At 69.6% G+C, this 17,800-nt stretch carries 18 protein-coding genes; 13 read left to right on the top strand and 5 right to left on the bottom strand.

The window, feature by feature from the left end; genetic code table 11:
* A complete protein-coding gene (locus ABME02_RS12520) occupies positions 1 to 189 on the bottom strand; it encodes a hypothetical protein (protein ID WP_353815673.1) in 189 nt (62 codons plus the stop codon).
* A gap of 143 nt (positions 190 to 332) precedes the next feature.
* On the opposite strand from ABME02_RS12520, the gene ABME02_RS12515 reads away from it, so the two are divergent.
* On the top strand, positions 333 to 809 hold the full coding sequence (locus ABME02_RS12515) for a hypothetical protein (RefSeq protein WP_353815672.1): 477 nt from the start codon (positions 333 to 335) through the stop codon (positions 807 to 809).
* Here ABME02_RS12515 and ABME02_RS12510 read toward each other — a convergent pair.
* Positions 755 to 1,519, bottom strand: a complete 765-nt coding sequence (locus ABME02_RS12510) for a CPBP family intramembrane glutamic endopeptidase (RefSeq protein WP_353815671.1) — start codon at positions 1,517 to 1,519, stop codon at positions 755 to 757. The two genes, ABME02_RS12515 and ABME02_RS12510, sit on opposite strands and share 55 nt — an antisense overlap.
* Positions 1,520 to 1,731: 212 nt before the next feature.
* Between ABME02_RS12510 and ABME02_RS12505 the strand changes: the two genes are divergently transcribed.
* From ABME02_RS12505 to ABME02_RS12480, 6 genes are all read left to right on the top strand, one after another.
* A complete protein-coding gene (locus tag ABME02_RS12505) occupies positions 1,732 to 3,351 on the top strand; it encodes a peptide ABC transporter substrate-binding protein (protein ID WP_353815670.1) in 1,620 nt (539 codons plus the stop codon).
* Positions 3,352 to 3,534: 183 nt separating this feature from the next.
* Complete coding sequence (locus ABME02_RS12500) at positions 3,535 to 4,464, top strand: ABC transporter permease (RefSeq protein ID WP_353815669.1); 930 nt, start codon at positions 3,535 to 3,537, stop codon at positions 4,462 to 4,464.
* Positions 4,454 to 5,404: an ABC transporter permease gene (locus tag ABME02_RS12495; RefSeq protein WP_353815668.1), complete on the top strand. Its 951-nt coding sequence runs from the start codon at positions 4,454 to 4,456 to the stop codon at positions 5,402 to 5,404. The genes ABME02_RS12500 and ABME02_RS12495 overlap by 11 nt, the downstream gene beginning before the upstream one ends.
* The gene (locus ABME02_RS12490) at positions 5,401 to 7,167 is read left to right on the top strand and encodes a dipeptide ABC transporter ATP-binding protein (protein WP_353815667.1); all 1,767 of its coding nucleotides are present in this window, start codon (positions 5,401 to 5,403) and stop codon (positions 7,165 to 7,167) included. Before ABME02_RS12495 ends, ABME02_RS12490 begins: the two co-directional genes overlap by 4 nt.
* A gap of 194 nt (positions 7,168 to 7,361) precedes the next feature.
* Positions 7,362 to 9,266: a translational GTPase TypA gene (typA, locus tag ABME02_RS12485; RefSeq protein WP_353815666.1), complete on the top strand. Its 1,905-nt coding sequence runs from the start codon at positions 7,362 to 7,364 to the stop codon at positions 9,264 to 9,266.
* Positions 9,267 to 9,646: 380 nt separating this feature from the next.
* Positions 9,647 to 10,321 carry a M23 family metallopeptidase gene (locus ABME02_RS12480; protein ID WP_353815665.1) on the top strand — a complete coding sequence of 225 codons (675 nt, stop codon included), beginning with the start codon at positions 9,647 to 9,649 and terminating at the stop codon, positions 10,319 to 10,321.
* Between the two features lie 48 nt (positions 10,322 to 10,369).
* Here the strand turns inward: ABME02_RS12480 and ABME02_RS12475 are convergent, their stop codons facing one another.
* The gene (locus tag ABME02_RS12475) at positions 10,370 to 11,182 is read right to left on the bottom strand and encodes an enoyl-CoA hydratase/isomerase family protein (protein ID WP_353815664.1); all 813 of its coding nucleotides are present in this window, start codon (positions 11,180 to 11,182) and stop codon (positions 10,370 to 10,372) included.
* Positions 11,183 to 11,300: 118 nt separating this feature from the next.
* On the opposite strand from ABME02_RS12475, the gene ABME02_RS12470 reads away from it, so the two are divergent.
* The 5 genes from ABME02_RS12470 to ABME02_RS12450 all read left to right on the top strand — a co-directional run bounded on the left by ABME02_RS12470 (position 11,301) and on the right by ABME02_RS12450 (position 15,112).
* On the top strand, positions 11,301 to 11,744 hold the full coding sequence (locus tag ABME02_RS12470; RefSeq protein ID WP_353815663.1) for a hypothetical protein: 444 nt from the start codon (positions 11,301 to 11,303) through the stop codon (positions 11,742 to 11,744).
* Positions 11,741 to 12,142 carry a hypothetical protein gene (locus tag ABME02_RS12465; RefSeq protein ID WP_353815662.1) on the top strand — a complete coding sequence of 134 codons (402 nt, stop codon included), beginning with the start codon at positions 11,741 to 11,743 and terminating at the stop codon, positions 12,140 to 12,142. Before ABME02_RS12470 ends, ABME02_RS12465 begins: the two co-directional genes overlap by 4 nt.
* 39 nt (positions 12,143 to 12,181) lie before the next feature.
* Positions 12,182 to 12,502, top strand: coding sequence for a ferredoxin (gene fdxA, locus ABME02_RS12460; RefSeq protein WP_129235541.1), 321 nt, complete (start codon positions 12,182 to 12,184; stop codon positions 12,500 to 12,502).
* A 2-nt stretch (positions 12,503 to 12,504) separates the two neighbouring features.
* On the top strand, positions 12,505 to 13,620 hold the full coding sequence (gene dapC, locus ABME02_RS12455; protein ID WP_353815661.1) for a succinyldiaminopimelate transaminase: 1,116 nt from the start codon (positions 12,505 to 12,507) through the stop codon (positions 13,618 to 13,620).
* Between the two features lie 193 nt (positions 13,621 to 13,813).
* Positions 13,814 to 15,112, top strand: coding sequence for a citrate synthase (locus ABME02_RS12450; protein WP_353815812.1), 1,299 nt, complete (start codon positions 13,814 to 13,816; stop codon positions 15,110 to 15,112).
* Positions 15,113 to 15,190: 78 nt separating this feature from the next.
* Here the strand turns inward: ABME02_RS12450 and ctlX are convergent, their stop codons facing one another.
* Together ctlX and ocd are read right to left on the bottom strand one after the other, a co-directional pair.
* Complete coding sequence (gene ctlX, locus ABME02_RS12445) at positions 15,191 to 16,177, bottom strand: citrulline utilization hydrolase CtlX (protein WP_353815660.1); 987 nt, start codon at positions 16,175 to 16,177, stop codon at positions 15,191 to 15,193.
* A 4-nt stretch (positions 16,178 to 16,181) separates the two neighbouring features.
* Positions 16,182 to 17,210 (bottom strand): ornithine cyclodeaminase, encoded by a 1,029-nt coding sequence (gene ocd / locus ABME02_RS12440; protein ID WP_353815659.1) that lies wholly within the window; start codon positions 17,208 to 17,210, stop codon positions 16,182 to 16,184.
* Between the two features lie 123 nt (positions 17,211 to 17,333).
* On the opposite strand from ocd, the gene ABME02_RS12435 reads away from it, so the two are divergent.
* Positions 17,334 to 17,765 (top strand): Lrp/AsnC family transcriptional regulator, encoded by a 432-nt coding sequence (locus ABME02_RS12435; RefSeq protein WP_353815658.1) that lies wholly within the window; start codon positions 17,334 to 17,336, stop codon positions 17,763 to 17,765.
* The last annotated feature ends 35 nt before the right edge of the window (positions 17,766 to 17,800 follow it).

Raw genomic sequence — 17,800 nt, 5'->3', positions numbered from 1 at the left:
TCAGGCCGTCCGCGGTGCCGCGTGCCGGCCGCGCTCGGTGAACGTGAGCGGGCGGCGCTCTGCCGCGGCCGCGCGGCGGCGTGCCACGCGTCGCTCGGCCTCGCGGACCTCCGTCTCGTCCGCGGTGAAGCGGTGGTCGGTGCGGCGGCCGGCGAGCCCGCCGGCGTTGAGGGCGTGTGCGAGGTCCATGCTTCCTTCTCCCGAGGTCGGACCGGGCGGGCCCCGCCCGGTGACGACCATCGTTCGCGCGGCCCGCGGTCGCGGCATCCGGACGGACCCCTCGATGACCCCCGGGAGTACACTGAGGATCACTCGCATCGAAGGGGGTGCGCATGATCCCGATGGATGTCGTCGCCCTGCTCGCCACGCTCGGCTTCGTGGGCGTCATGGTCGGCTGCACGCTTGCCGGCGCACGGGGGCTCGGGCTCGAGCAGCGGGCCGGCCTGCTCGATCGACGGAACCCGCAGCTGGCGGACGCGCTCCGTCGAGCGGAGTCGTTCAGCGATATGTCACGGAGCGGGTTCTACGGGGGCGCCGAGCAGTTCTCCGCAGTCTGCACGCCCGGCCGTCGAAGCTGGATCGACGGCGCACTCGTGCGGTCGAACGACTCCGACCTGCGCGTCGAACCGCCGGAGGAGACGCTGCCGCCGATGCCGGCGACCGTCGTCGCGCTCGCCGGAGCGCGTCACGTGGCCGATGCGCCGCGGCCGCGGCATCCGTCGACTGCGCCCGCGCGCCCGGAGTCGCCCGTCGGTCAGTCCGCGGGCGGCGCGAAGAGCCCCGGCCACCAGCCGACCGCGAGCGGGTAGCCGACGAAGCTGACGATGTCGAGGAGCCAGTGCGCGATGACGAGCGGCATCGTGCGGCCCCATCGCGTGTAGGCCCAGCCGAAGACGACGCCCATGACGGCGTTGCCGACGAAGCCGCCGAAGCCCTGGTACAGGTGGTAGCTGCCGCGGAGGAGCGCGCTCGAGAGGATCGTCGCCCACGGGCCCACGCCGAGCTCGCGCAGGCGAGTGAAGAGGTAGCCGACCGCGATGACCTCCTCGGTGAGCGCCGCCTTCAACGCGGCCAGCACGAGGATCGGGATCGTCCACCAGTACGTGTCGAGCGGCTGCGGCACGATCGCCACCGTGAATCCGAACGCCCGACCGGCGGCGTAGAGCGCGAGGCCGGGCACGCCGATGACGGCGGCGAGCAGCAGGCCGGATGCCGCGTCCCGGCCCGGTCGCGTCAGGTCGAAGCCGATGCGGCGGAACGGGCTGCGTCCCGGCTGCCAGAGCAGGTAGAGGACGAGGGCGACGACCGCCAGGCCGAACACGACGTCGAGGAACTGGTACGTGAGGTCGAGCCACTCCCGGGTCGAGCGCGACTGGTTCAGCGCGGCGCTCTGCTCGCCGAGCGGGCGCTCGGCGGTGAGCCGGGCGATGAGCGCGACGAGCGCGTACACCGCCGACGCGCCGAGGGAGAGCGCGAGCACGATGGCCACCTCGATGCGGAGACGTCGTGCCGTTGGCATGCGGCAATCCTCGCATGCACGCTCGCGGCGCAAGATTCGTGCGTCGGCGTCTGCTCATCTGCGCATCTCACCGTCGCAAGATTGCGCCTCGGTAACGGTTCCGCCGTGAAGTTTGTTCGGCGTTGACCCGCTTATAGTCTCGATTCACCTACCAGCGCCCCCCTGCTCGACCACGAATCGAACAGTCGTGCGCTCATCTCACAGGAGGAACATTGAAGATCAAGAGAATCGGCGTCGCAGCCATTGCTCTTGCGGCGGCCGGAGCGCTCACGCTCGCCGGCTGCTCGTCCAGCAGCGAACCCACCGCACCCGCCGGTGACACCACCGCGATCATCACCACGAACGGTTCCGAGCCCCAGAACCCGCTGGTCCCCACCAACACCAACGAGACCGGTGGCGGCAAGATCCTCGACTCGATCTTCGCCGGCCTGGTGTACTACGACGGCGAGGGCGCTCCGCACAACGACATGGCGGAGTCGATCGAGACCGAGGACGCGCAGACGTACACGATCACGATCAAGGACGGCCAGACGTTCACGAACGGCGAGGACGTCACCGCCGAGTCGTTCGTCAAGGCGTGGAACTACGGCGCCGCGCTCGACAACGCGCAGCTCTCCAGCTACTTCTTCGACTCGATCGAGGGCTTCAGCTACGACGAGAACGTGGACGAGCTGTCCGGCCTCGAGGTCGTCGACGACAAGACCTTCACCGTGACCCTCAAGCAGCCGGAGTCGGACTTCCCGCTCCGACTCGGTTACTCGGCCTTCTTCCCGCTCCCCGAGGCGGCGTGGGAGGACCTGGACGCCTTCGGTGAGAACCCGATCGGCAACGGCCCCTACATGCTCGACGGTGAGGGCGCCTGGAAGCACAACGAGCGCATCGACCTCGTGAAGAACGAGGACTACCAGGGTGACCGCCAGGCCGCCAACGGTGGTCTCTCGATCATCTTCTACGCGACGCAGGACGCGGCGTACGCCGACCTGCAGGGTGGCAACCTCGACGTGCTCGACGCCATCCCGGACAGCGCGCTCTCGACCTTCCAGGACGAGTTCGGCGACCGCGCCATCACGCAGGGTGCTGCGATCTTCCAGTCCTTCACCATCCCGGAGCGCCTCGCGCACTTCGAGGGTGAGGAGGGCCAGCTCCGCCGCGCCGCGATCTCGCACGCGATCAACCGCGAAGAGGTCACCGACGTGATCTTCTCGGGCACCCGTACCCCGGCCCACGACTTCACGTCGCCGGTCATCGACGGCTACTCGGAGGACATCGCGGGCAGCGACGTGCTCGACTACGACGCCGACACGGCCAAGGAACTGTGGGCCGAGGCCGACGCCATCAGCCCGTGGGAGGGTTCGTTCCAGATCGCGTACAACGCCGACGGTGGCCACCAGGGCTGGGTCGACGCTGTGACCAACCAGATCAAGAACGAGCTCGGCATCGACGCTTCGGGTGCTCCGTACCCGACGTTCGCCGAGATGCGCACCGCGGTCACCGACCGCACCATCGAGACCGCGTTCCGCACCGGTTGGCAGGCCGACTACCCGTCGCTCTCCAACTTCCTCGGCCCGATCTACGTGACCGGCGCCGGTTCGAACGACGGTGACTACTCGAACCCCGAGTTCGACGCGCTGATCCAGGAAGGCCTCGGCGAGACCGATGTCGACGCCGGCATCGAGAAGTTCCAGCAGGCGCAGGAGATCCTCTTCGAGGACCTCCCCGCGATCCCGCTCTGGTACTCGACGGTGAACGGCGCCTGGAGCGAGCAGGTCGAGAACGTCCAGTTCGGCTGGAACTCGGTGCCCCTGTACTACCAGGTGACCAAGAGCGAGTGATTCTCGGTCGAGGCGACTGAGGGCTAGACTCTCTGACGCCCGTGGGGCGGCGGTCCATTGGATCGCCGCCCCACTCCCACGTATCCGGGGTGTGCCGAGGCGCGTAACATCGTGTGTGCGCACTCCCATATCGGTGAGGTTTCTTCAACTATGTCTACACACGCAGATCGCGGGGCCTGATCCATGGCCGGCTACATCGCGCGCCGACTCCTGCAGGCCATCCCTGTGCTGCTCGGCACCACCTTCCTGATCTACTTCATGGTCTTCGCCATGCCGGGCGACCCGGTCGTCGCCCTGTTCGGCGACAAGACCCCTCCGCCCCAGGTGCTCGAGGCCGTCCGAGAGCGGTACAACCTCGACCAGCCGTTCATCGTGCAGTACCTGCTCTTCCTCGGCGGCATCTTCCAGGGCGACTTCGGCGTCTCGTTCTCGGGTCAGCCGGTCGGCGACATCCTCGCCGAGACGTTCCCCGTGACGCTCCGCCTCGCCGTGCTCGCCGTCTTCTTCGAGATGGTCGCCGGCATCACCATCGGCCTCATCTCGGGCCTTCGCAAGGGTGGGATCTTCGACGCGAGCTTCCTCGTGCTCAGCCTGATCCTCATCTCGCTGCCGATCTTCGTCGTGGCGTTCGTCGCGCAGTACGTGCTGGGCATCCAGCTCGGCCTGTTCCGGACCACGGTCGGGCCCGGTGCCCCGATACAGGACCTGATCATGCCCGCCATCGTGCTGGCGACGATCAGCTTCGCCCAGATCGTTCGACTGACAAGGGCGTCGGTCATCGACACGGGAGGACAGGACTTCGTTCGCACCGCCGCGAGCAAGGGCCTCACCCGTCGCCGCATCGTCCCCGTGCACATCCTGCGCAACTCGCTCATCCCGGTCGTCACCTACCTCGCCGTCGACTTCGGCACGCTCATGGTGGGTGCGACCGTGACCGAGGGCATCTTCAACGTGCCTGGCGTCGGCCGAACGCTGTACCAGGCCATCATCCGCGGCGAGGGACCGACCGTCGTCTCGTTCGTGACCGTCATGGTGCTGATCTACCTCGTCATCAACCTCCTGGTGGATCTGCTGTACGCCGTGCTCGACCCGAGGATCCGCTATGCCAAGTAACACCAGACCGACTCAGGCGCACTACGTCGCGCCGATCGACGAGACTCCGCTCGTCGCGATCGACTCCGTCAAGGCCGAGGGAAAGCCCTCGAACCTCTGGCGCGATGCGTGGCGCGATGTCCGCAAGCGGCCCATGTTCTGGATCTCGGCGACGATGATCTTCCTCATCGTCATCGTGGCGCTGTTCCCGATGCTGTTCACGAGCCTCGACCCCCGCTACTGCCAGCTCTCGCTGAGCAACCAGGGCCCGGGCGACGGCAGCGTGCTCGGCTACAACCGCCAGGGCTGCGACATCTACGCGCGCATCATCTACGGCACGTCGACGTCGCTCTCCGTGGGGCTCATCGTGACCACCATCGTGGCCACGCTCGGTATCATCATGGGCTCGCTCGCGGGCTTCTACGGTGGATGGGTCGACGCGGTGCTCTCGCGACTCGGAGACATCTTCTTCTCGATCCCCTACATCCTCGCCGCCGTCGTCATCATGTCGGTGCTCTCGCAGTACGTGAGCGTGTGGACGATCTCACTCGCGATCGGCATCTTCGCGTGGCCCGCCACCGCACGTGTGCTGAGGGCCGAGATCCTCAGGGTCAAGAACTCCGACTTCGTCATGGCGGCCACGGCCGTCGGCGTCACGCGGCTGCGCATCCTGATCCGGCACGTCCTCCCGAACTCGATCGCCCCGGTGATCGTGATCACGACGATCTCGCTCGCTTCGGCGATCGTGGCCGAGGCGACCCTGTCGTTCCTCGGCGTCGGACTGCCCTCGAGCACCATGTCGTGGGGCAATGACATCAGCCAGGCCCAGGTCGACCTGCGCACCAACCCGCAGACCCTGATCCTGCCCTCCATCGCGCTGTCGGTGACCGTCCTGAGCTTCATCATGCTCGGCGAGGTCGTCCGCGACGCGCTCGACCCGAAGGCGAGGGCGCAGCGATGACCTCCACCGTGAACGGAAGCGACGTGCAGCACACCACGCCCGACGGCGAGGAGCGGCCGCTCCTCGACATCAAGGACCTCAAGGTCGAGTTCGCGACCCAGGAGGGCAAGGTCACGGCGGTCGACGGCGTCAACATCACGCTGTACCGCGGGCAGAGCCTCGCGATCGTGGGCGAGTCCGGTTCGGGCAAGTCGACCACCGCCCACGCGATCATCAACCTGCTGCCCGGCTCCGGCCGGATCGCGGGCGGCCAGATCATGCTCGACGGGCAGGACATCTCCAAGGCCTCGAAGAAGGAGATGGAGGCCATTCGCGGTCGCAAGATCGGCTTCGTCCCGCAGGACCCGATGTCGAACCTCAACCCGGTCTGGTCGATCGGGTTCCAAGTCGAGGAGGCGATCAAGGCCAATGGCATCGCGTCCGGCCGCAAGGAGGTCCGTGCCCGCGCGATCGAGGTGCTGAAGCAGGCCGGCCTGCAGGATGCGGACCGTCGCCTCAAGCAGTTCCCCCACCAGTTCTCCGGCGGCATGCGCCAGCGCGTGCTCATCGGCATGGGCCTCTCGGCCGACCCGCAGCTGCTCATCGCGGACGAGCCCACCTCGGCGCTCGACGTGACGGTGCAGCGCGTCATCCTCGACCACCTCGAGTCACTGACCCGGGAGCTCGGCACGACCCTGCTGTTCATCACGCACGACCTCGGCCTCGCCGCTGAGCGCGCCGAGCAGCTCGTGGTCATGTACAAGGGCAAGGTCGTCGAGTCGGGTCCGTCGCTCGAGATCCTCCAGAACCCGCAGCACCCGTACACGCAGCGGCTCGTCGCTGCGGCGCCGAGCCTCGCCTCGCGCCGCATCCAGTCGACCGCGCACGCGGGTGAGGCATCGAACGAGCCCGGCACCGAACCGGCGACGACGACGGACACGATCGACCTGATCGCGACCGCCGAGGCTCGCGCCGAGGCGCACGAGGCCGCGGCATCGCAGCCGCCCGCGATCGTGGTGGAGGACCTCACCAAGGTCTTCAAGATCCGCGGCTCGGGCGACTTCACGGCGGTCGACAAGGTCTCCTTCGAGATTCCGAAGGGCACCACCACGGCGCTCGTCGGCGAGTCGGGCTCGGGCAAGTCGACGGTGGCGAAGATGCTGCTGAAGCTCGAGGACGCGACCAGCGGCAAGATCCTCGTCGGCGGGAAGGACCTCGCGAGCCTGACCGGCAAGGAGCTGTTCGACCTCCGCAGCCGGATGCAGCCCGTGTTCCAGGACCCGTACGGCTCGCTGAACCCGCTCCGGAACATCGGGAACACGATCTCGGAGCCGCTGGTCACCCACGGCGTGGGCGACGGCGCGTCACGACGTGCGCGCGTGTTCGAGCTGCTCGACCAGGTCTCGCTGCCGCGCACGCTCGTCGGCCGCTACCCGAACGAGCTCTCAGGCGGTCAGCGCCAGCGCATCGCGATCGCGCGTGCGCTCGCGCTCAAGCCCGAGATCGTCGTGCTCGACGAGGCCGTGTCGGCGCTCGACGTGCTCGTGCAGGCGCAGATCCTGCGGCTGCTCGCCGACCTGCAGGCCGAGCTCGATCTCACCTACCTCTTCATCACGCACGACCTCGCGGTGGTGCGCGTCATCGCCGACAACGTCTGCGTGATGCAGAAGGGCCGGATCGTCGAGGCGGCGACCACCGACGAGGTGTTCGAGAGCCCGAAGGAGCAGTACACCAAGGATCTCCTCGCGGCGATCCCCGGTGCGAACCTCCAGCTCGGCGCGTAGCACCGGACGCACGGACGCCCGGCCCCTCGACGGGGGCCGGGCGTCCGCCGTTCCGCCGGAGGCGGTAGGCTGGTCTGGCGCGACCCGTGACCATCGGCTGACCGCGCTCCCACCGACTCCACTCCAGCGCCCCGGCGCTGCCGATCCGCGCCCCGGAGCCGCACGGCGACCGGAGGCCACGCGAGGACCTCACCATGGCCAAGGCCACCCGCAACGACCTGCGCAACGTCGCGATCGTCGCCCACGTCGACCACGGCAAGACGACGCTCGTCGACGCGATGCTCCAGCAGACCAACTCCTTCGACGCGCACGCGCACATCGAGGAGCGCGCGATGGACTCGAACGAGCTCGAGCGCGAGAAGGGCATCACGATCCTCGCCAAGAACACGGCGATCTCGTACAACGGGGTGCATGCGGGCGGGTCCCCGGTCACCATCAACGTCATCGACACCCCGGGCCACGCCGACTTCGGCGGCGAGGTCGAGCGCGGCCTGTCGATGGTCGACGGCGTGGTGCTCCTCGTCGACGCGAGCGAGGGTCCGCTCCCGCAGACCCGGTTCGTCCTCCGCAAGGCCCTCGAGGCACGCATGCCGGTCATCCTGCTGGTCAACAAGACCGACCGGCCCGACGCCCGCATCGACGAGGTGGTCGCCGAGAGCCAGGACCTGCTCCTCGGCCTCGCCTCGGACCTCGCGGACGACGTCCCAGACCTCGATCTCGACGCGATCCTCGACGTTCCCGTCGTCTACGCGTCCGGCCGGAACGGCGCGGCGAGCCGCACCCAGCCCGAGAACGGCGCCCTGCCCGACAACGACGACCTCGAGCCGCTGTTCGAGGCCATCCTCGAGCACATCCCCGCTCCGACCTACGACGACGAGCACCCGCTGCAGGCGCACGTGACGAACCTCGACGCGTCGCCCTTCCTCGGTCGCCTCGCGCTCCTGCGCGTCTTCCAGGGCACGATCAAGAAGGGCCAGACCGTCGCGTGGGTCAAGCACGACGGCTCGGTCCAGAACGTGCGCGTGACCGAGCTCTTCCTCACGAAGGCACTCGACCGCTTCCCGGCCGAGAGCGCCGGCCCGGGCGACATCGCCGTGGTCGCAGGCTTCGAGGACATCATGATCGGCGACACGCTCGCGGACCCCGAGGACGTGCGCCCGCTGCCCGTGATCGCGGTCGACGAGCCCGCGATCTCGATGACCATCGGCACGAACACCTCGCCGCTGGTCGGCAAGGTCAAGGGGCACAAGCTCACCGCCCGCATGGTCAAGGACCGCCTCGACCGCGAGCTGATCGGCAACGTGTCGCTCCGCATCGTCGACATCGGCCGTCCCGACGCATGGGAGGTCCAGGGGCGCGGCGAGCTCGCGCTCGCGATCCTCGTCGAGCAGATGCGTCGCGAGGGCTACGAGCTCACCGTGGGCAAGCCGCAGGTGGTCACGAAGCAGGTCGACGGCAAGCTGCACGAGCCGTTCGAGCACCTCACGATCGACGCGCCCGAGGAGTACCTCGGCGCCATCACGCAGCTCCTCGCCGCCCGCAAGGGCCGGATGGACAACATGTCCAACCACGGCACCGGGTGGGTGCGCATGGAGTTCATCGTGCCGAGCCGCGGCCTGATCGGCTTCCGGACCGAGTTCATGACGACGACGCGCGGCACGGGCATCGCGAACGCGATCTCGCACGGCTACGACGAGTGGGCGGGCCAGATCGTGACCCGCAACAACGGGTCGATCGTCGCCGACCGGGCGGGCGTCGTGACGCCCTTCGCCATCATCGCGCTGCAGGAGCGCATGACGTTCTTCGTGAACCCCACGGAGGAGGTCTACGAGGGCATGGTGATCGGCGAGAACTCGCGCAACGACGACATGGACGTCAACATCACGAAGGAGAAGAAGCTGACGAACATGCGTTCGTCGACGGCCGACACCTTCGAGTCGATGACGCCCTCGCGCCAGCTCTCGCTCGAGGAGTGCCTCGAGTTCGCCCGCGAGGACGAGTGCGTCGAGGTCACCCCGACCGCGGTGCGCATCCGCAAGGTCGAGCTCGACGCCACGGCGCGCGCGCGGGCCGCATCGCGCCTGAAGAAGCAGGGCTAGCCTCGGACTGACGAGGGGGATGCCGCGGTGTGGCCGCGGCATCCCCCTCGCTGTGTTCGCGACGTCGTGACACTGGGTGAGGGCGGTGGAGGAACCTCACAGAAACAACCTCGTATGGTTGTCGGGTTCTTCGAAACCCGAGTTTGTCGTTACGCAACCGTTACCTGAGTACCACCCACCTTCCCCCGCTTATGAACCTCCCCCAGCATGGCCGTCGTGCGGCCGGACGCCCCCGCTACCGCCGCACTGCCCCAGCCCGCCCCGCAGCCACCACCATGCCCGATGCCGCCCGGCAAGCGGTCGCCCCGGCGACCACGGCTCGCCCGGCCGGCCGTCGAAACCTCTCCGCAGCCCTGCGCCCGGTCATGACGATCGGCGCGATGACCTTCGCCGGCGGCATGCTGCTCTCGACGAGCGTCCCCGCACTCGCGGTCAGCGCGACCGACACCGTGGCGCGCGCGTCCGTGTACGCGCCGGCCGAGGACACCATCTCGCTCCGCTCGCAGACGCTCGAGGTCGGATCCGAGGTCGCGCTCGAGCCGATCGACGTGGGCGACTGGGACGTCGAGGCGGCCCCGCCGCCCATCGAGTCGAGCGTCGCCGGCCTGGGTGACGTCTCCCTCCTGCAGGCGGACCGCGTCGTCTGGCCGGTCGACCCCTCGCGCACGTCGTCGGGCTTCGGCCCCCGCATCGCGCCCTGCGCGGGCTGCTCGACCTTCCACGACGGGATCGACTTCAACCCGGGCGTGGGCGCGACGATCGGCTCCATCGCCGACGGCGTCGTCATCACGGCCACCGAGGCCGGTGGCGGGCTCGGCGTCTACGTCGAGGTGCAGCACAACATCGGCGGCGCCGTGGTCACGTCGCTGTACGCGCACATGCAGTACGGTTCGCTCGCCGTCGCCCCCGGCCAGCGGGTCACCGCCGGCCAGGCCCTCGGCGCGGTCGGCACGACCGGACAGTCGACCGGGCCGCACCTCCACCTCGAGATGTACGGTGCCGACGGGGTGCGCTTCGACGGCATGTCGTGGCTGAGCGTGAACGTCACCGGCTGAGCCGGAGACGAGGCCGATGCCGCGGCGCGAGCCGCGGCATCCGTCGTGTCAACGACCCGTGAACTCCGGCGCGCGCTTCTCCATGAACGCGGCGACGCCCTCACGCATGTCGTCGGTGCGGAACGCATCGGCGAAGCCGGCGACCTCGAGGTCGGTCGCCGTCTCGGTCGGCGTCCCGGCCGCCTCGACGAGCACGCGCTTCGCGAGGGCGACGGCCGTCCAGGCGTTCGCGGCGACCTCGTCGATGGTCGCGCGTGCGCCCGCGATCAGCGCGTCGCGGTCGGCGAAGCGTCGCGCGACCAGGCCCGCGGCCTCCGCGGTCGCGGCATCGATGCGGCGGCCCGTGAAGATGAGCTCCTTCGCGAGCGAGAGCCCGACCGCGCGAGGCAGCCGGACCGTGCCGCCGAAGCCGGGGATGAGGCCGAGCCCGACCTCGGGCTGACCGAACGACGACGACTCGGTCGCGTAGATGAGGTCGCACGCGAGTGCCAGCTCCAGGCCGCCGCCCAGGGCGAATCCGTCGACGCAGGCGATGACGGGTGCCGGGAACGCCTCGATCGCCGCGGCGACCCGATGGCCGAGACGGGCGGCCTCGGCGCCCTCGTCGGGCGTGAGGATCGCGAGCGAGCGGATGTCCGCCCCGGCGACGAAGGCGCGCCCGCCCTCGCCGACCACGATGACGCCGCGGACGGCGTCGGCCTCGGATCGGAGCGCGTCGAACGCGTCGGAGAGGGCGCGGAGCACCTCGGGGGAGAGGGCGTTGAGCGCCTTCGGCCGGTCGATCACGACGGTGGCCACGACGCCGTCGCGCTCGATGCGCACGGGCGGACGGTGCTCCTCGGTTCCGGGCTGTTCGGTCATCCTCGATCGTCCTTCCCGCGGCGGTTCGGCCGCACCGCCGACCACGCTACGGCATGCCGCGGGCGCCGCGATCCGCAGCGGCAGCAGCGGCACGGGCACGGCGGATAGACTCGCGCCCATGCCTCTCTTCCCAGGGCGTGCCCGCGCGGCCGCCATCGTGGCGAGCCTCGCGGCGGCGTCCCTGCTCACCGGGTGCACGGGCACCGTGCAGGAGTTCGTCGAACGCGGCGTCGAGGATGCCGTCGAGGAGGGCGCCGGAGCCCAGGTCGACCTGAGCGGGGAGCTGCCGACCGACTTCCCGACCTCGGTCCCGATCATCGACGGCACCATCGAGCTCGCAGGCGGAGCCGCGAGTGCGGATGGCTGGGTCGTGGTCCTCACGTCGGAGGCGGCCGATCCGTTGGCCGACGCGCGCGCCGAGGTCGAGGGGGCGGGCTTCCGCGAGGACCCGGCGCTGGCACAGGCGAGCGCGGCCGGCACGGTCTACACGGACGGCGAACTCCTCGTGATCCTCGCAGGCGAAGGCGACGCGGTGACCTACACCGTGACGCCGGCGCCGTGAGCGCGTCGACCGGGCGCCGATCGCTCGGCTCCCGGATCGTCCCGCTCGCGATCGCGTTCGCCGTCGGCGTGGTGTACGGCACGGTCGCGACGATCGGTCACCGGCACGCGCTCGAGATCGCCGGCGTCGCGATTCCCTGGGGCCTCGTCGCCGGTCTCGTCGGCGTCGCCGCGCTGCTCGTCGGCATCCGACTCGTCGCGGGCGGCCGGGCGGCAGCGACCGCCGCCGCGGTCGGCGTGGTCGGAACCGTGGCCGTGCTGGCGCTCCCCGGGCCGGGCGGATCGGTGCTCGTCGCCGACGGCGTCGTCGGCATGGTCTGGGCGATCGGCCCGGCGATCGTGTCCGTATTGGTCGTCGCGTGGCCTTCGCTGCCGTCGCGCGAGGCGCGTCGCGCATAGACTGGCAGTCCAGCATCACCGAAGGGACAGCGACCCACCGTGACCTATGTCATCGCCCTGCCGTGCGTCGATGTGAAGGACCGCGCCTGCATCGACGAGTGTCCCGTCGACTGCATCTACGAGGGTGAGCGTTCGCTCTACATCCACCCCGATGAATGCGTCGACTGCGGCGCCTGCGAGCCGGTCTGCCCGGTCGAGGCGATCTACTACGAGGACGACCTGCCCGATGAGTGGGCCGACTACTACAAGGCGAACGTCGAGTTCTTCGACGAGGTCGGTTCCCCGGGCGGCGCGGCCAAGGTCGGCGTCATCCCCAAGGACCACCCGCTGATCGCGGCGCTGCCCCCGCAGGGTCACTGACCATGGCGCTCGGGGCCCTGCCCGAGTACCCCTGGGACCTGATGGTCCCCTACCGCGACCGGGCGGCATCGCACCGGGACGGCATCGTCGACCTGTCGATCGGCTCGCCGATCGACGCGACGCCCGGCCTCGTGCGCGACGCCCTCGCGGCGGCCACCGACGCGCACTCCTATCCGACGACCGTCGGCACGACGGCCCTGCGGCGTGCGATCGTCGACTGGTTCGCCCGCCGCCGCGGCGTCGAGGGGCTCGGCGCGGACGCCGTGCTGCCGACGATCGGCTCCAAGGAACTCGTCGCGCTCCTTCCGTTCTTCATCGGCGTGGGCGCCGGCGATGCGGTGGTCCACCCACGGGCGGCCTACCCGACGTACGAGATGGGCGCGATCTTCGCGGGCGCCGAGGCCGTGGCCTCCGACGACCCGGCCGAGTGGCCGGCGCACACGCGACTCGTCTGGCTGAACTCACCGGGCAACCCCGACGGTCGCGTGCTCGGGGTGCCGGAGCTCCGCCGCGCCGTCGAACGGGCCCGAGAACTCGGCGCGGTCATCGTCGGCGACGAGTGCTACGCCGAGCTCGGCTGGGAGGAACCGTGGCATGAGGGCGCCGTCCCGAGCGTGCTCGACCCGGCGGTGACGGGCGGAGATCCGGCCGGGGTGCTCGCGATCTACTCGCTGTCCAAGCAGTCGAACATGGCCGGGTACCGAGCGGCCTTCGTCGGCGGCGACCGCGAGCTGATCGCGCGACTGACGACCGCGCGGAAGCATGCCGGGCTCATGGTTCCGGCCCCGCTGCAGGCGGCGATGGCCGTCGCGCTGGCCGACGACGCGCACGTCGAGGAGCAGAAGGCGAGGTATCGCGCGAGACGCGAGCTGCTGCGCCCCGCTCTCGCGGACGCCGGATTCCGCATCGACCACAGCGAAGCCGGGCTGTACCTCTGGGCGACCGAGGGGCGGGACGCCTGGGAATCGATCGGACGCCTCGCCGACCTCGGCATCCTCGGCGGGCCCGGTCACTTCTACGGACCGCATTTCCCGCAGCACGTGCGACTCTCGCTCACGGCGACGGACGAGCGGATCAGGCAGGCGGCCGCCCGGCTGCGCGCGACGGCGGTGCGCTGACGGCGGGTCGTCACCGAATCGCAGTGAAGACTGTGGCACCACACCAATCGATCACGCGATCCATTGGTGGATGCGACAGTGTGCGCCCGACCCGTCTAGGCTGTAGTCGGGCCGCGCGCGCCGACCGGTGCCGGACCGGAGAGCAGGGAACCGCGAGACAGTGACGATCACAGGAGACGCCGTGAGCAACGTCGTGAACGAATCCGTCGGAGTCGACGCCGACACCGCGACGCTGAACTTCCCCGGTGGGACGGCCGAATTCCCGATCCACCGCGCTTCGCAGGGCAACGCGAGCATCGACGTGTCGACGCTCACCCGGCAGACCGGCCTCACGGCACTCGACTACGGATTCGTGAACACGTCGTCGACGCGATCGGCGATCACGTACATCGACGGCGAGCAGGGCATCCTGCGGTATCGCGGTTACCCGATCGAGGAGCTCGCCGAGCACTCGACCTACCTCGAGGTCGCCTGGCTGCTGATGTACGGCGAACTGCCCACTGCCGACCAGCTCGCGGAGTTCGACGAGAAGATCCGTCGCCACACGCTGCTGCACGAGGACCTGAAGCGCTTCTTCTCGGCGCTGCCGCACACCGCGCACCCGATGGCCGTGCTCTCGAGCGCCGTGGCCGCCCTCTCGACGTACTACGAGGACTCGTCCGACCCGCACGACCCCGACCACGTCGAGCTCACGACCATCCGCCTCCTCGCGAAGATGCCGGTGATCGCCGCCTACGCGCACAAGAAGAGCATCGGCCAGGCGTTCCTCTACCCCGACAACTCCCTCAACTTCGTCGAGAACTTCCTGCGGCTGAACTTCGGCAACATGGCCGAGCCCTACTCGATCGATCCGACGCTCGCGAAGGCGCTCGACCGCCTGCTGATCCTGCACGAGGACCACGAGCAGAACGCCTCGACCTCGACCGTGCGACTGGTCGGCTCCACCGGCGCGAACCTCTACGCGTCGATCTCCGCCGGCATCCAGGCGCTCTCGGGCCCGCTGCACGGCGGCGCCAACGAGGCCGTCCTGCAGATGCTCGCCCAGATCCGCGACTCCGGCGAGGGCGTGGGCAAGTTCGTCGAGCGCGTGAAGCGCAAGGAGGACGGCGTCAAGCTCATGGGCTTCGGTCACCGGGTCTACAAGAACTACGACCCGCGGGCGAAGATCGTGAAGACGAGCGCCGACGCCGTGCTCGAGGGCCTCGGCGTCAACGACCCGCTGCTCGACATCGCGAAGGAGCTCGAGCAGTTCGCGCTCGAGGACGACTACTTCAAGCAGCGCCGCCTCTACCCGAACGTCGACTTCTACACCGGCGTCATCTACAAGGCCATGGGCTTCCCGACGCGCATGTTCACGGTGCTGTTCGCGATCGGCCGGCTCCCGGGCTGGATCGCGCACTGGCGCGAGATGAACCTCGACGGCGGGACGAAGATCGGTCGACCGCAGCAGCTCTACACGGGGTCGGGCGAGCGGCACTACCCGCTGGGCTGAGCCCCGCACCCGGAAGCCGAAGCGAGAACGAACGGCCTGTCCTCGGACAGGCCGTTCGTCGTCCCCGGCTGCGGCTCGTCAGAGTGCGGCGATCTCGTCCGCGGCGGCATCGTCGACCGGTGCCGATCGGTGCTCGACCAGGCCCGGCCGCGGATCGAGGTGCACGCCCGCGAGCATGCAGCGCACGGATCCGCCGGCGAGCTCGATCGTCGGGACGTCGAGCGGGAGCAGGCGGGCCGAGCGCTCGATGCGCGCGCGCTGGTCGACCGTCAGCGCGTCGAACGCCGTGCGGGAGAGCGCGAGCACGCGTCCCTCCGTCGACCAGAGTTCGAGCGCGTTGCCGGCGAACGCGTCGACCTGCGCGTTGTCGAGCGTGATGACGTCGCGTCGGCCGCGTGCGGCCAGCCGGCCGAGCACCTCGTCGCGACGCGCGGGGGAGACGAACATATCGGCGGCGACGAGCGCGAACTCGGTCGCGATGCTCAGGATCACGTTGGTGTGGTACACCGCGACGCCTCGGCCGTCGACCGCGTCGAAGACCATCGGCTCGTAGCCGAAGTTCGTGCAGAAGCGCTCGAGCGCGATCGGATCGGCCCGGTTCGACCGCGCGGCGTAGGCGATGCGCGACTCGTGGTCGAGCACCATCGCCCCGGTGCCCTCCAGGAAGACGTCGTCGTACTCGAGGCCCGAGTAGTCGATGACGTCCTGCACGCGGTACGTGGTCTTCAGCAGTTCGACGATGTCGCTGCGGCGCTCGGTCCGGCGGTTCGGCGTGAACATCGGGAACAGCGCGATGTGGCCACCGGAGTGCGTCGAGATCCAGTTGTTCGGGAAGACGCTGTCGGGCCGGTGGACCGTCTCGTCCTCGAAGAGGTGCACGGTGACGCCCGCCGCCTCGAGCGCGGCGGCCGCTCGCGTGACCTCGTCGTAGGCGGCCGCCGAGACCCGATCGGGGTCGAGCCCGTCCGCGTTCGGCTGGAAGCCGTTGTCGGCGAGGGTGTGCGGATTCGGGGCGAAGTGGTGCGGCCGGACCATCACGACCGCGGATGGCGACTGGACCGACATCCGCTCAGCCCACCGGGGAGAATGCGCCGACGAGGCCGAAGAGGTCCTTCGGGTCGTCGGGGTCCGCGACGAGGTCGATCCGCTGCTCGTACCGGGTCCCGGCCACCTGGTCGCGCGCGTAGCGCAGGGCCGAGAAGTCCTCGATCGCGAAGCCCACGGAGTCGAAGACCGTGATGGCCTCCGCATCGGTCCGGCCGGGCGTCCGGCCGGTGAGGACCTCCCACAGCTCGGTGACGGGGAAGTCGGCGGCCTTCGCCTGGATCTCGCCCTCGATGCGCGTCTGCGGCGTGTACTCGACGAAGACGTCGGCCCGATCGAGGATCGCGGGGTCGAGCTCGGTCTTGCCCGGGCAGTCGCCGCCGATCGCGTTCAGGTGCATGCCGGGTCGGACCCACTCGTCCGAGACGACCGTGGCGCGGGCCTTGTCGGCCGTGCAGGTGGTCACGATGTCGGCGCCCTCGAGCGCCTCCGCCGCGCTGCCGGCGACCGCGATCTCGAAGCCGAGCGGGAGCATGTTGCGGACGAACTTGGCGATCGCGTCGGGGTCGACGTCGAACACGCGGAGGGTCGTGATGCCGAAGGCGTGGCGGAAGGCGAGCGCCTGGAACTCCGCCTGGCTCCCGGTGCCGATCATCGCCATGACGCGCGAGTCGGGGCGCGCCAGCAGCTTCGCCGCGAACGCGGACGTCGCGGCCGTGCGGAGCGCGGTGAGCACGGTCATCTCGGCGAGGAACGTCGGGTAGCCGTTGTGCACGTCGGCGAGCACGCCGAAGGCGGTGACGGTCTGGTAGCCGCGCGCGGGGTTCGAGGGGTGTCCGTTGACGTACTTGAAGGCGTAGGACTCGTGATCGCTCGTCGGCATGAGCTCGATGACGCCGAACGGCGTGTGGCTCGCGACGCGCGGCGTCTTGTCGAAGCTCTCCCAGCGCGCGAAGTCCTGCTCGAGGTAGTCCATGATCCCCGCGATGATGCGCTCGGGGCCGGTTCCGGCGACCCAGCCGACCATGTTGCGTACGTCGACGAAACTCGTCATCTCGTTCCCTTCAGTTCGGTGATTCGAGGGTACGATCCGTCGATATGCAACAGCAACGACCCCTCTGCTCACGGATCGTCAGCCAGATGAGCAGTGTGAGAAGTCCCGCTGTACGATATGTGCATGGAACCGCTCGACGATCTCGACCGCAGGCTGCTGGCGATCCTCCGTGAGGACGGCCGCACTCCCGTGGCCGAGCTGTCGCGCCGGCTCGGGGTCGCCCGGGCGACCGTCACGGGGCGCATCGACCGGCTCGTGGCATCCGGGATCATCGTCGGCTTCTCGGTCCGCGTGCGCGACGAGACGGACCCGCTCTCGATCCACGCCATCTCGTTCATCGAGGTCGAGGGGCGCACGACCGACGACGTGATCCGCCGGCTCCGCGGGTTCCCAGAGATCATCGCCCTGCACACGACGAACGGCGGATGGGACCTCGTCGCCGAGCTCCGCACGGAGACGCTCGGAGAGTTCGACCGCGTGCTCGGGCGCATCCGATCGATCGACGGCGTGGTCAACAGCGAGACGAGCCTGCTGCTGAGCTCGGTGCTCCGTTGAGCCGGGCGGCGCGGCGGTCGCCGCGTCGCGCAGCG

The organism is Agromyces zhanjiangensis (genome assembly GCF_040496055.1).
Lineage (GTDB): Bacteria > Actinomycetota > Actinomycetes > Actinomycetales > Microbacteriaceae > Agromyces > Agromyces zhanjiangensis.
The sequence above is the reverse complement of the archived record's forward strand: the minus strand, read 5'-3'. Positions and strand labels throughout refer to the sequence as shown.